Here is a 13,287-nt window from a genome sequence, read left to right as displayed (position 1 = left end):
TCCTGCCGGCGCTGGCCAGCCGGTTTCGAACCTGACCTGCATCTGTCTGGCACCCTGCCAATCAAACTGTGGGAGGGGGCTTGCCCCCGATGGCGGTGGGTCAGTGACAAATAAGCCGGCTGTTCCACCGCGATCGGGGCAAGCCCCCTCCCACAGGATTGTGTGTGTTGCTTAGGGCAGTGTCCTGCCGGCGCTGGCCAGCCGGTTTCGAACCTGACCTGCATCTGTCTGGCACCCCGCAATCAAACTGTGGGAGGGGGCTTGCCCCCGATGGCGGTGGGTCAACGACAAATAAGCCGGCTGTCCCGCCGCGATCGGGGGCAAGCCCCCTCCCACATGTCTAACCGAGTACACCAGACACGACTCCGGTTGGCTCTAAGGCACACAGAAGCCAGAGCAAAACCAGACCGAGGGCTGCCTGATGATTGTGTGGCTCAGGCCGGCAGCGGCAGGGCGCCCATCTTGCCGTGGCAGTACACCAGTGGCCCGGCGTTCTGCTGGGGCACGATCAGGTTCTTCACCGAGCCGACCATGATCGCGTGGTCGCCGCCTTCGTATTCGCGCCACAACTCGCACTCGATCACCGCCGTGGCATTGGCCAGGATCGGGTTGCCCAGTGCGCTCAAGGTCCATTCGATGCCTTGCGCCTTGTCCTTGCCCTTGCGCGCGAACGCGTAGGCTTCGCTTTGCTGGCCTGCGGAAAGGACGTGGATGGCAAAGCGCTTGTTCTTGATCAACACCGGGTACGAGTCGGAACTGTAGTTGGGGCAAAACAACACCAGGGCCGGGTCCATGGATAACGAGCTGAAGGCGCTGGCCGTCAGCCCGACGATTTGCCCATCATCATCGAGCGTGGTGATCACGGTGACCCCGGACGGAAACGAACCCATCACTTGTTTGTAGATGGCGGCATCGATCATGGGACGGTCCTCTGCGGTTTAAGCGGCTTTTATAGGTTTGTAGGTATGATGGTATACCGTAATACAGTCCGTGCAACCGCTTTTTCAATCGCCCGATGAACGTCGATCCTGGCTCTTACAGCCAATAAATACGGGGACTATGCCAGGAAATAACCGCGTGCCCTGTGGCACACTTGCGGATCAGATGCGCGCTGAAACTGCGGATCAGCCTTGTGAAAATGTTGGAATACCATAATATGGTGTTCATCTGAGGGCGGCCGCAGAGCTCCCCCGGTTTGGCGTCAAACAACTATAAGATCAGACAAACGCGAGTTCATTTCCATGCCCCAGATGTCCCGGCAAGACCCCCTGATCGAGCATCACACGGTCGATTACGTTCCCCTCGCAGAGCGCCATGGAAAGGCCCGCGACCTGTTCACCTTATGGTTCAGCACCAACATTGCACCGCTGCCCATCGTCACCGGCGCCATGGTGGCCCAGGTGTTCCATCTCAACCTGGTGTGGGGGCTGCTGGCGATTGCCCTTGGGCACCTGCTCGGCGGTATCGTGATTGCCCTCGCATCGGCGCAGGGCCCGCGCATGGGCATCCCGCAGATGGTGCAGAGCCGGGGCCAGTTCGGCCGTTACGGTGCGTTGCTGATCGTGTTCTTCGCAGCGCTGATCTACATCGGTTTCTTCATTTCCAATATCGTGCTGGCGGGCAAGTCCATCGTCGGCATTGTGCCGTCGGTCCCGGTGCCGGCAAGCATCCTGATCGGCGCGCTCGCCGCCACGGCTATCGGCGTGATCGGCTACCGCTTTATCCATAGCCTCAACCGTATCGGTACCTGGGTGATGGGCAGCGCGTTGCTGGCGGGGTTCGTCTACATCTTCGCCCATGACCTGCCGGCGGACTTCCTCACCCGTGGCGGCTTCAACGCGGCCGGCTGGCTGGCCACCGTATCGCTGGGGGTGATCTGGCAGATCAGCTTTTCGCCCTACACCAGCGACTACTCACGCTACCTGCCGGCGGATATCGGCATCACTCGGCCATTTATCGCGACTTACCTGGGCGCGACCCTTGGCACCATCCTGTCCTTCGCCTTTGGCCTGGTCGCGGCACTGGCCACCCCCGAAGGCACCGAAGCCATGCTCGCCGTCAAGCAAGCCACCGGCTGGCTGGGACCGATCCTGATGGTGCTGTTCCTGCTCAACATCATCAGCCACAACGCCCTGAATCTGTATGGCGCGGTGCTGTCGATCATCACCTCGGTCCAGACCTTCGCCAGCCACTGGACCCCCAGCATCAAGGTGCGCGTGCTGCTCTCAGGCGTGATCCTCGCCGGTTGCTGTGTCGTCGCGTTGGGCGCGTCGGCGGACTTCATTTCGCAATTTATCGGCCTGATCCTCGCGCTGTTGCTGGTACTGGTGCCGTGGGCCTCGATCAACCTGATCGACTTCTACGTCATCAAGCGCGGGGTCTATGACATTGCCTCGATCTTCCAGGCGGATGGCGGGGTGTACGGGCGTTTCAACCTGCATGCGATCGTGGCGTATTTCCTTGGCATCCTTGTGCAACTGCCGTTTGCCAATACCTCGCTGTATGTGGGGCCGTGGGCCAACCTGGTGGAAGGCGCGGATTTGTCGTGGCTGGTGGGGTTGGTGGTGACGTGTCCGTTGTACTACTGCCTGGCGACACGGAATCAAGCAGCCAAGCAGGTAGCGGCGCGGTTGAAGTACGTAGAGTAAAACTGCGCGTTGGAGTTTCCTTGGTGGCGTAATGCTATTAACCTTGCTCTCTTTTGAAGGTCTTAGGGAAGAGAGCGATGCAGTTTTTTGAGCGCAGTGCCGAGCCGCCGCCGAAATTTTTCCGTGGAAGCGTAGCGAGTGGGGCCCGGCACCGGTTGCTGCAATTTTTTGAATTGGATCCGGTAGAACGTGCGCAGACGCGTTTTTCAGATCATGCGCTCGACCTCAAGGACGGTACCGTGTTCGATGGGCTCGGGCGTTTATTTCGGGGTAAGTGCGCATTTTGTGAAACTCGGGGTGAGACATTTCCCTATCGGTTTCGACCGTCAGCTTCTGCAACGCCGGAAGCTAAAAATAGTCATCTGTATTACAGCTGGCTTGCTAATGCCTGGGAGAATATTTACCCGATTTGCCATCGCTGTGTACCACGCCAATCAGAATTTTTCCCAGTAACAGGCAACCGTGTACGTCTGCCTGATATTGACGATATTCAGTGGTACGTTGATGAGGATTTGGGATCGTGGCGGGGCTACCCTATTGCCGAAAGACAGCTTTTAATCGACCCCTGTCGTAACGAGCGCTTTTACGATTATTTCTTTATATCAATTACAGGCATGTTGCAAAAGCAGGGGGCAAGGGGCGCCCTAACAATTTAGCACTTCAAGCTTAATCGTGAAGATTTGGTGGAAAAACGCCGTATCAGGTTGGGGGAGTATCGAAGGTTGCTTCTGACTCCCGACACCACTGAACGCCTGGTAGTTGTTGAGGGAAATTTTCCGATTTTCGACTTCTCCAATCTGGAGTTTGGTGGTTTGTGGTATTTACAGTGCCGAATGATAGTTCAGCATTTATCACGTGCACTTAAGAAAAAAGTAGATGTTTCGCGTACCAAAGTGGGTCATTCATTTCGTGCCCTGTCCCTGCATAAAGGTTTTGATGAATATCGGGAAATATTGCAGAGCTGGATTGAAACGGGTGATTTTGGCCGTTACCCGTCGATCGCAATAACTCAGCCGGAGCGTGTCGAACCAACGAGTATGTCGGACGAGCAACTGCCCGTTACTCCCTCGGTATACCCTTCTTTGCTTTCAATTGAGCTGACCCATTTTAAAGCCATCGATTATCTCAAGTTGCAACTGACTCTTCCAAGCGCGGATTCGGTATTAAGCAGTGAACCAATGCATTCGGCCATGTTGATCCTAGGAGAAAATGCCACTGGAAAAAGCTCGATTCTTGAGGCTACCGCTCTTGCATTGTCTGACCGGAAAACTCGAAAGGCTCTAGGGCTGAAAGCTAGCGACCTAGTGCTAGATTCGACTCAGCTAGGTGCGAAAAACCAGGATGGGATGCTTTCAGCTCAGATTCGCCTCGGCTTTGACGAGGGTCCCGATACTGTGTTGGAGATCAATAAAGCGGGTTGGAAACCGCAGACATCGTTTTTGCGTCCCCCAGTGTTTGCCTATGGCGCATTTCGCCAGTACCAAAAAAATAGCGATAAATTCAAGCTTGGACATTCGGTGTTCAACCTGTTCAATTCCAACCGCCTATTACCAGACCCCGAGCCTTGGCTGTTGGCGTTAAAAGATGATGACCTCAATGAGGTGACGCGTGCCTTACGCTTTATTATGACTGTCGAGGAAAATATCCAGGTCATTGAGAAATCTGAGGACGAACTACGTTGCTTTATTGTCACAGTGCAAGGCGGTGTGAAGGTCAAGACACCCCTCACGCAGGTGTCCTCGGGATACCGTTCCGTGCTAGCAATGGTCTGCGACATCATGCGCAGGCTGATGGACCGCAGCACTAACCCGCACTATCAAAGTCTGGAAAACGCCCGTGCCATTGTGCTGATCGACGAGGTGGAAGCCCATCTGCACCCACGTTGGAAAATCCAAATCATGGGGGCTTTGCGCATGGCGTTGCCAAAGGTCACCTTCATCGCGACAAGCCATGACCCACTGTGTGTGCGCGGCATGCGTAACGGAGAAGTTATAGTGGTTCATCGCACTACAACGACTTCAGACGGGGAGGGGGGCGACACGGAGCAAAGGGCGCTTGTAGAGCAATTGCAACATCTGCCCGACATTAGCCAATTAACTATTGAGCAACTGTTGACCTCAGATTTTTTCAATGTTGCCTCAACCGACCAGCCAGTGATGAATCTGAAAATGGCCAAGCTTGCCGACTTGTTGAGCGCAAGCTATCGGGGCGAACTTTCCGACCCTGAAGATCAGCAACTAGTTGCGCGTTTCAAGCAGGAGATCAACGACGTTTTGCCGGTGGGTACAACTCGTGGACAACAGGTGGTGCAAGAGGCGGTCGCTAGATTTCTTCAGGCCCGGACCACTGCTTCCAGCGAGCAATTAAAGGCATTAGATGAAGCGGCCAAACGTGAAATCCTAGACCTCCTGGAGGGCTTCTGAGCATGCGTTATGTGGACCGAAGTCAATACTCCACGCCAAAGGTGATGGTCGCCGTTCTTGGCCACCGTTCGGAGGCGGAGCTTGAGTTGGTGAAGGTGGAGGCATACATCAAGGAAAAAGCGCGAATCCGCGCGCTGAACGAGCAGAACAAAGCGCAGGCAAAACTGGCAGGACTAAAGCCTCCCGCGACCGTCGCTAAACCGCCATCGCCCTTTCAGTTATACGGGCACGATAGCGTCCGTGCGCGACTCAATGAGATGTTCCACCGCAAGTGTGCCTACTGCGAGAGTCTCTATTACGCAACGTCGGCGATGGAAGTTGAGCATTACCGACCCAAAGAAAGCGTGCAAGGCGAAGCGGATCACGAGGGTTATTGGTGGCTAGGTGCTGCTTGGGACAACTTGTTGCCCAGTTGCATCTACTGCAACCAACGTCGCAGCCAAAGCTTACCTAGGGCATCAGGCAAACCTGTGGTGCTGCTGGAACATAAAGGGCAGTTCGAGGATCCACGTTCCGCATTCACGGGCAAAGGTACGCATTTTCCGGTCTTGGGAGCACGTGTAACCGACCGGACGGGTGATAGCTCCAAGGAGCTCCCCTTGTTGCTGAACCCATGCCTGGATCAGCCGAAAGATCACCTGGATTACTACATAGATTTCAAGAATATCATCGGGCTGATGTTGGCTAGGCCGAATGTGGGCGCAATCCCTTCGAGCATCGGACTCGACCCGAAAACCCGGGAAGAGTTTCGTGATGAGTTGGCTTTGACCCTCAGGCACAACCTCGATCTGCGAGGTTCGGTCTCGATTCTGATCTACGGCCTTAACCGCCTGGGGTTGGTGCAGGATAGAACTCGCGTGCTACGTCAGCTGATGTTCATGGAAAGTCAGGTGGTGGAAATTACCACCTTTATCAAAAAATTGAAGTTGCGGGCGTCCAAGCCCGCATACGATTACGCCGACGAGGACAAGCTTATCGAGCAGGGATTGAAGCACCTGCGCGACCGTACCGTACAACAAATGAAATCCATGGCCAAACCCCAGGCACCTTACTCCATGATGGTTCGGGCCTATCTTGAATGCTTTACGGCACGCCTAAACTGACTGACCCACTCCGCCAAACTCCTCCAACGCATCCCGCAACGCGCCGTCGAAGTATTCCTTCGAGGCGCGATCCCACAGGATATGAAACGCCGGCACCTCCACACTCCCTGTGTGGATGACAATCCCATTCACCCGCGCCACCGACGTCTGCGCCACCATGCCCGGTTTGAATGCCGGGTGGCTGAGGTCGACGCCGCACAGCTTGGCCATGACCTGGGCAATCACACCGCCGCTGAGCCGCACACAGGCATGGCTGTCCTGGCGCGGCAGCAGGTAGTTGGCGCGGTGGTCGAGTTCCCAGCGCGCTTCTTCATCGGCGATGCGCTGGCCCTCATCCTGGGGGCTGCCCAACAACAGGTATTCGTTCTGCGACAGGCGCGCCACCCAACCGCCGTCGGCCTGCGCGAGTGCGCGGTTGGGCGCATCGGGCAGGGTGAAGCCGCGTGCGCTGAGGTACTCGGCGCTTTGCGTACCGCGAAAGCCAACCCGGGGCAGGTCGGTCTGATCTTGCAACTGGCAGGCAGGCGTGAACAATTCGTGGGCTTTCAGACTGGTCATGGCTTAACCCTCCTGGCGTTGGTTGGTGGGGTCGAAGAACGGCAGTTGCACCACCTCGGCCTGGACGACGATGCCGCCCTCGACGCGAATCGGAATGCGCTGCCCCGGTGTGCTCTGGTCGATCCCGGCATAGGCCAGGCCGATGATACGGCCCAGGCTGCTGGAGTATTCGCAGGAGGTGACGTTGCCGCTGATGTCCGCGCCGTTGAGCACCAGGTGGCCTTCCAGCGGTTGTACGCTGCCCTTGGGCAGGCTGAAGCCCACCAGTTTGCGTTTCAGCGGCTGGGCTTCGAGGATGTCCACCGAGCGGCGGCCGACGAAAAACGCCTTGGTGCGGCTCACTGCCCAGCCCATGTCGATTTCCGCCGGGTGGGTCATGCCATCGGTGTCCTGGCTGATGATCACGTGGCCTTTTTCCAGGCGCAGCAGGCGCTGGGTCTCGACGCCGAAGGGGCGAATGTCAAAGGCCTTGCCGGCCGTCATCAACGCGTCCCACAACGCCAGGCCGTGGCGCGCGGGCACGTGGATTTCATAGCCCAGTTCGCCGACGAAACCCACCCGCAGCAGGCGGGCCTTGATCCCGGCCACCGTGCCCTGGCGCACGCCCAGGTAGGGGAAGCCTTCGGCACTGAGGTCGAGGTCGCTGCACACCTGTTCCAGCACCTTGCGCGAATCCGGCCCGGCCACGTTCACCGCACAGATCGCGGCGGTGACGTTGGTCACGTCCACGTCCAGGCGCCACTGCGCGTTCCACTTGAGCATCTGCTGGTAGATGCGGTCGACGCCGCTGGTGGTGGCGGTAACGTAGAAATGCTTGTCGGCCAGCCGCGCGCACACGCCGTCGTCGATCACCACGCCGTGTTCGTTGGTCATCAGCGCATAACGCGAACGGCCCACCGGCTGCTTGAGGAACGCAAAGGTGTACATGCGGTTGAGCAGTTCGGCGGCGTCCGGGCCGCGTACATCCAGGCCACCGAGTGTGGACACATCGATCAGCCCGACCTTGTTGCGCACGTGCAGCGCTTCGGCCTGCATGCAGGCTTCGCGGTCCTCGGGCTTGCCATAGTAGGCCGGGCGTTGCCAGATACCGGCAGGCATCATCTTCGCCCCGGCTTGCACATGGCGCGCGTGCATCGGCGTTTGGCGGTAGGGGTCGAAGGCACGCCCGGCGACATGCGCGAGTTTTTCCGCCACGAATGGCGGCCGCGCGGTGGTCACTCCGGTTTCACTGATATTGCGCTGGGTCGCCCAGGCCACCAGCCGCGCGGTCGGCAGCGCCGAGTGGCGCCCCTGGGACGGGCCCATGCCGACCGTGGAGTAACGCTTGACCAACTGCACATCGCGGTAGCCGATGCGGGTGGCGTTGACGATGTCCGCCACTTGCAGGTCTTCGTCAAAATCCACGAAGTCCTTGCCCTTGGGGTGCGGGAAGATTGGCCAGTGGAAGTTGACCTGGGCTTCGCTGCGCAGCGGCACGCGCGGGCTGGCAGTCTTCAAGCCGAGGGCGAGCACACTGTCGGCGGCGGCATTGGTGGCGTCTGCCAGCACGTTGTCCAACTGGTGCCGACCGTGCACGGAGCCGGCCACATTCAGGTTCTGCGGCAAACCGCTGAGGCTGAACTCCGCACGCGAGTCGTCATAGGCCAGCTTGCCACCGGCCTGGCACAGCAACTGATAGACCGGCATATAACCGGCGGACATGCACAGCAGGTCGCAGTCGATCACTTGCCCGCTGGCGCTGACCTGGCCCTGGCCGGTGATCTGACGCACGTCGACGCCCTTCACATGGCGCAGGCCTTTTTCATGCAGGGCCTCGAACACCGTGCTGTTGGTCAGGCACGGGATCTTGCGCTGGGCCAGGGCCGCGGGCAGGGCGTTGTCTGCCGGAGCGTGACGCAGGTCGATCACGGCGACCACGTCGACGCCCTGGTCATGCAGGTCGAGGGCGGCGAGGTAGCCGTCATCGTTGCCGGTGAGCACCACGGCGCGCTTGCCGGGCTTGACCGCATAGAGCTTCATCAGGCGTTGCGCGGCGCTGGTGAGCATCACCCCCGGTAGATCGTTGTTGCGGAAGACCACCGGTTGGTCGAACGAACCGCTGCACACCAGGCACTGTTGCGCGCGCACCTTATACAGGCGCTTGCCCTGGATCACCGGCAGGTAGTTGTCGGTAAACCAGGCATTGCAGGTGGCATCGGTGAGCACTCGGATATTCGCGTGCTGCTGCACCGCGTCCAGCAACTCGCGGCGCAAGGTGTCGGCGCGGGTGCCGGCGATATCGAAGCGCGCATAGGTCAGCGACCCACCGAGGATCGGCTGCTGTTCGATCAGCAACACCTTGGCTCCGGCATTCGCGGCGGTCAGCGCGGCCTGCAAGCCGGCGGGGCCGGCACCGATCACCGCGAGGTCGGTAAACAGGTAGGCCTTGTCGTAGTACTCGGGTTGGAACCTCAGGTCGAGCACGCCCAGGCCGGCTTTTTTACGGATGATCGGCTCCCAGACTTTCCACATGCCCTTGGGCTTGTAGAACGAGCGATAGTAGAAACCCACCGGCATGAACTTGGAGAACTTGCCCAGGTAGGCGTCCTTGTCGTTGTCCAGCGAACCGTTGACGTTCTGCGCCGTCACGGCCAAGCCGGCGGACAGCGCGTGGGCATCGGCCAGCACGTTGGGTTCGCGGGGCAGTTGCACCAGGCTGTTGGCGTCCTGGCCGGCCATGGTCAAGGGGCCGCGTGGGCGGTGGTACTTGAACGAACGCGACATCAGGAAGCGCCCGTTGGCGAGCAGGGCACTGGCGATGCTGTCGCCCTGCAAACCTTGGTAGGGCAGGCCGTCGAAACTGAAATCGAGTGGCTGGTCACGCTGGATCAGCAGGCCCATGGGGGCGGGGAGGCGGTTCATCCGGCGATCTCCTTGGCGGTGGTGAAGTCGACGCGGGTGGTAAATAACTCGCGGGGATCGAAGGTGCGCAGGATTTCATCCGTGACCGTGTGGCGTTCGGCGAGGAACCAATAGCTGGAGGGCGTGTGCATCCACCATTCGCGCACCACACCGGCGAGGTTGTCGGTGTTGAACACGTAGTCGGCCCATTCGGCATCGCTGCACGTCACTGGGTCGGGCATCGGTTTGAATTCACCGCCATAGGTGAACTCGCTGATATTGCGTGGCCCGTTGAGCGGGCACATCATGATTTTCATAGTCCGCTCTCCGTCAGTGACTGGCCGCCGTGGCGCCCATCTCGTTGACTTGCTGGAAGGTCGAGAAACGTTCGAGACCAAACGGCTTGATCAGCTCCGGCACCTTGCCGCCGCTGGCGACCAGCTCGGCCATGGTCTTGCCGCAGATCGGCGTAGCCTTGAAGCCCCAGGTGCCCCAGCCGGCGTCGAGGTAGTAATTTTTTACCGGCGACAGGCCCATGATCGGACTGTAGTCGGGGGTCATGTCGGTGATCCCGGCCCACTGGCGCATCAACTTGGCATTGGCGAGGAAGGGGAACATCTCGATGGCATGGGCCAGCAGGCTTTCCTTGAGGTCCAGGGTCGAGCGCGTGTTGAACAGCGGGTAAGGGTCGGAGCCACCGCCGAACACCACTTCGCCGCGGCTGGTTTGCTGCACGTAGCAGTGCAGCGCCGAGGAACTGACCAGCGGATCGAGGAACGGCTTGAACGGCTGGGTGACCATGGCTTGCAGCGGGAAGGTCTGGATCGGCGAGCGAATGCCGGCCTTGGCCATCAGCAGCGAGCTGTGCCCGGCAATCGCCTGCACCGCGCAGCCGCACCGGATGGTGCCGCGATTGGTCTTCACCGCCGTGATGGCGCCGTTCTCGATCACCAGGTCTTGCACTTCGGTGAGCTGATGGATTTCCACGCCGCGCTTGGCCGCCTGCTTGGCGTAGCCCCAGGCCACGGCGTCGTGGCGCGCGGTGGCGCCGTCGATATGCCAGAGCCCGGCGATCACCGGCAAGTGGCCGGGGTCGAGGTTGAGGCTGGGCACCAGCTCGCGGATCTGCTGGCGGTCGATCATTTCCGTACGTCCGCCGAAGTGCTTGTTGACCTCAGCGCGCTGGCGGAACGAACGCACGGTGGCGTCGGTGTGGGCCAGGGTCAATTGGCCGCGCTCGGAGTACATGATGTTGAAGTCGAATTCGTTGGACAGCGCCTGGAACATCTTCACCGACTCGGCATAGAAACGAACGCCTTCGCTGGTGAGGTAGTTGGAGCGGATCACCGCGGTGTTGCGCGCCGTATTGCCGCCGCCCAGGTAAGACTTTTCCAGCACTGCGATATTCGTGATGCCGTGGTACTTGGCCAGGTAGTAGGCGGTCGCGAGGCCATGGCCGCCGGCGCCGATGATCACGACGTCATAGCTGGCCTTGAGTTCCTTGGGCGGCGGTAGATCCACCTCCACCGGGTACTCCGAACTCAGTCCGTATTTCAATAGATTGAATGGCATACGGCCTCCGATTGGCTGCGTAAGGTGTGGTGTTGCGCGAGGGCGGCGGCCACGGTGTTTTTCATCAGGAAGGCAATGGTCATCGGCCCGACACCGCCGGGCACCGGGGTGATGGCGGCGACATGGGGCAGGGCGCTGTCGAAGTCGACATCGCCCACCAGGCGGCTGCGGCCGTCGTCGTCGATGCGGTTGATGCCGACATCGATCACCACCGCGCCAGGCTTGAGCCAGCTGGCGTCGATCAAGCGTGCACGGCCTACGGCGGCGATCACGATATCGGCCTGTTTGCACAGGGCCTGGGCATTTTGGCTGCGCGAATGCAGCACGGTCACCGAGCAGTCCGCCTTGAGCAGCAGCGCGGCCATGGGTTTGCCGACGATGTTCGAGCGGCCGATCACCACCGCGTGTTTGCCGCGCAGGTCGCCGCAGGTTTGCTCCAACAGGTACAGGCAGCCGCTCGGCGTGCACGGCGTGAGTACCGCGCGCCCCTGGCTGAGGCCGCCGACGTTCTGGCTGTGAAAACCGTCGACGTCCTTGTCCGGTGAGATGGCCTCCAAGGCACGCAGTTCGTCCATCTGCGCGGGCAACGGCAATTGCAGGAGGATGCCGTGAAGCGCCGTGTCGGCATTCAGTTGGCCGATCAGGATCAACAGTTGTTCGGTGCTGGTGTCATCGGGCAGGCGATGCTCCACGGAGCGGATGCCCACCTCCTCGGCGCGCAGGATCTTGTTGCGCACATAGACCTGGCTGGCCGGGTCGTTGCCCACCAGGATCACCGCCAGGGCCGGTTGAATGTCTTGCGCATGCAGGTGCGCCACGTCCTCGCGCACTTGCAGCAGCACCCGCGCGGCGGCGGCTTTGCCGTCGATCAGTGTGGGCGCGCTCACCGGAACACCACCGTTCTGTCCTGGTTGAGGAAGACGCGGTGCTCCAGGTGGTACTTGACCGCCTTGGACAGGGCCACGGTTTCGGTGTCGCGGCCGATGGCGACGAGGTCGTCGGGCTTGTACACGTGGTCGACGCGCTGTACTTCCTGCTCGATGATCGGGCCCTCATCCAAGTCGCTGGTCACGTAGTGCGCGGTGGCGCCGATTAGCTTCACGCCGCGTTGATAAGCCTGGTGATAGGGCTTGGCCCCCTTGAAACCGGGCAGGAACGAATGGTGGATATTGATCGCCCGCCCCGACAGTTGCCGGCACAGGTCGTCGGAGAGGATCTGCATGTAGCGCGCCAACACCACCAGTTCGGTGCGGGTGTCGTCGACGATCTTCATCAGCTCGGCTTCCTGCGCGGCCTTGTTGTCCTTGGACACCGGCAGGTAGATAAAGCGAATACCCTCACGCTCGGCCATGGGCCGCAGGTCGAGGTGGTTGGAGACGATGGCGGTGATGGTCATGTCCATCTCGCCCTTGTGGTAGCGGTAGAGCAGGTCGGTAAGGCAGTGGTCGAACTTGCTCACCATCAGCATCACGCGCATCGGCTCGCGGGTGTCGTACAGCTCCCACTGCATATCGAAGGCCTGGGCGACCTCGGCGAAACCGTCCCTGATCTCTTGCAGGTTGCCCGCATGGCCATCGTTGAAACGGAACACCGCGCGCATGAAGAAGCGGCCGCTGAAGTCATCGTCGAACTGCGCCATCTCCCCGATGTAGCACGCCTTGTCTGCCAGGTAGGTGGTGACGGCAGCGACAATGCCGGACACCGCGGGACAAGTGACTTTGATGATGAAATGGTTTTTTTCGTGTTGCATGACACGTCCTCGGGATGATGGCGGCAGCTCATCGCATAGCGAAAAAATGTCTGAGGACAGCAGGCTCATTCCTTGAGCGCGTTTTCTTGTGGGGAATAAAATATTCCTGAAGTGGCTTTATAGGGGAATGGGGGCGGGGCGTCTAGGGGTTTTGGGAAAGATTTTTAACTGGGGGGAAATTTTTTGGTTGGGTTGGGTTGAGTACATATCCATTTCTGCGGTAACGGCCACTGGCGGTTCCGCCCTTACGGCGGGTCACTTTTGGCAGCAAACGCCCCAAAAGTAACCAAAAGGTCTCTGCCCCACCACTCGGCACCTCGCTTAGGCTCGGTGTGCCCTCACTCCGGCTTTGG

11 protein-coding genes are annotated in these 13,287 nt (G+C 59.8%); 4 read left to right on the top strand and 7 right to left on the bottom strand.

The window, feature by feature from the left end; genetic code table 11:
* Nucleotides 1-434: 434 nt before the first annotated feature.
* The gene (locus ACODSV_RS33990; protein ID WP_024074665.1) at nt 435-920 is read right to left on the bottom strand and encodes a flavin reductase family protein; all 486 of its coding nucleotides are present in this window, start codon (nt 918-920) and stop codon (nt 435-437) included.
* Nucleotides 921-1,241: 321 nt separating this feature from the next.
* Here ACODSV_RS33990 and ACODSV_RS33985 point away from each other — a divergent pair, with 321 nt between their 5' ends.
* From ACODSV_RS33985 to ACODSV_RS33970, 4 genes are all read left to right on the top strand, one after another.
* The gene (locus tag ACODSV_RS33985) at nt 1,242-2,648 is read left to right on the top strand and encodes a purine-cytosine permease family protein (RefSeq protein ID WP_024074666.1); all 1,407 of its coding nucleotides are present in this window, start codon (nt 1,242-1,244) and stop codon (nt 2,646-2,648) included.
* Between the two features lie 77 nt (nt 2,649-2,725).
* Nucleotides 2,726-3,304, top strand: a complete 579-nt coding sequence (locus tag ACODSV_RS33980; protein WP_489047352.1) for a hypothetical protein — start codon at nt 2,726-2,728, stop codon at nt 3,302-3,304.
* 27 nt (nt 3,305-3,331) lie between these two features.
* Nucleotides 3,332-5,071 (top strand): AAA family ATPase, encoded by a 1,740-nt coding sequence (locus tag ACODSV_RS33975; RefSeq protein WP_489047350.1) that lies wholly within the window; start codon nt 3,332-3,334, stop codon nt 5,069-5,071.
* 2 nt (nt 5,072-5,073) lie between these two features.
* The gene (locus tag ACODSV_RS33970) at nt 5,074-6,174 is read left to right on the top strand and encodes an HNH endonuclease family protein (RefSeq protein WP_024074668.1); all 1,101 of its coding nucleotides are present in this window, start codon (nt 5,074-5,076) and stop codon (nt 6,172-6,174) included.
* Here ACODSV_RS33970 and ACODSV_RS33965 read toward each other — a convergent pair.
* The 6 genes from ACODSV_RS33965 to purU are packed head-to-tail and all read right to left on the bottom strand — an operon-like array spanning nt 6,166 to nt 12,934.
* Entirely contained in the window at nt 6,166-6,732 is a 567-nt protein-coding gene (locus tag ACODSV_RS33965) for a sarcosine oxidase subunit gamma (RefSeq protein ID WP_150054870.1), read from the bottom strand. The two genes, ACODSV_RS33970 and ACODSV_RS33965, sit on opposite strands and share 9 nt — an antisense overlap.
* Nucleotides 6,733-6,735: 3 nt before the next feature.
* A complete protein-coding gene (locus ACODSV_RS33960) occupies nt 6,736-9,633 on the bottom strand; it encodes a 2Fe-2S iron-sulfur cluster-binding protein (RefSeq protein ID WP_150054869.1) in 2,898 nt (965 codons plus the stop codon).
* The gene (locus ACODSV_RS33955; RefSeq protein WP_024074671.1) at nt 9,630-9,929 is read right to left on the bottom strand and encodes a sarcosine oxidase subunit delta; all 300 of its coding nucleotides are present in this window, start codon (nt 9,927-9,929) and stop codon (nt 9,630-9,632) included. Before ACODSV_RS33955 ends, ACODSV_RS33960 begins: the two co-directional genes overlap by 4 nt.
* 13 nt (nt 9,930-9,942) lie before the next feature.
* Complete coding sequence (locus ACODSV_RS33950; protein WP_150054868.1) at nt 9,943-11,184, bottom strand: FAD-dependent oxidoreductase; 1,242 nt, start codon at nt 11,182-11,184, stop codon at nt 9,943-9,945.
* Complete coding sequence (gene folD, locus ACODSV_RS33945; protein WP_150054867.1) at nt 11,166-12,071, bottom strand: bifunctional methylenetetrahydrofolate dehydrogenase/methenyltetrahydrofolate cyclohydrolase FolD; 906 nt, start codon at nt 12,069-12,071, stop codon at nt 11,166-11,168. Before folD ends, ACODSV_RS33950 begins: the two co-directional genes overlap by 19 nt.
* Nucleotides 12,068-12,934: a formyltetrahydrofolate deformylase gene (purU, locus tag ACODSV_RS33940; protein WP_024074674.1), complete on the bottom strand. Its 867-nt coding sequence runs from the start codon at nt 12,932-12,934 to the stop codon at nt 12,068-12,070. The genes folD and purU overlap by 4 nt, the downstream gene beginning before the upstream one ends.
* Between the last annotated feature and the right edge of the window lie 353 nt (nt 12,935-13,287).

The organism is Pseudomonas sp. FG86, assembly GCF_057808775.1.
This window is presented reverse-complemented; position numbering and strand designations above follow the sequence as displayed.

Coding starts and splice junctions, on each gene's coding strand:
- ACODSV_RS33990 (WP_024074665.1), bottom strand. CDS start 920: ATGATCGATGCCGCCATCTACAAACAAGTGATGGGTTCGTTTCCGTCC.
- ACODSV_RS33985 (WP_024074666.1), top strand. CDS start 1,242: ATGCCCCAGATGTCCCGGCAAGACCCCCTGATCGAGCATCACACGGTC.
- ACODSV_RS33980 (WP_489047352.1), top strand. CDS start 2,726: ATGCAGTTTTTTGAGCGCAGTGCCGAGCCGCCGCCGAAATTTTTCCGT.
- ACODSV_RS33970 (WP_024074668.1), top strand. CDS start 5,074: ATGCGTTATGTGGACCGAAGTCAATACTCCACGCCAAAGGTGATGGTC.
- ACODSV_RS33965 (WP_150054870.1), bottom strand. CDS start 6,732: ATGACCAGTCTGAAAGCCCACGAATTGTTCACGCCTGCCTGCCAGTTG.
- ACODSV_RS33960 (WP_150054869.1), bottom strand. CDS start 9,633: ATGAACCGCCTCCCCGCCCCCATGGGCCTGCTGATCCAGCGTGACCAG.
- ACODSV_RS33955 (WP_024074671.1), bottom strand. CDS start 9,929: ATGAAAATCATGATGTGCCCGCTCAACGGGCCACGCAATATCAGCGAG.
- ACODSV_RS33950 (WP_150054868.1), bottom strand. CDS start 11,184: ATGCCATTCAATCTATTGAAATACGGACTGAGTTCGGAGTACCCGGTG.
- purU (WP_024074674.1), bottom strand. CDS start 12,934: ATGCAACACGAAAAAAACCATTTCATCATCAAAGTCACTTGTCCCGCG.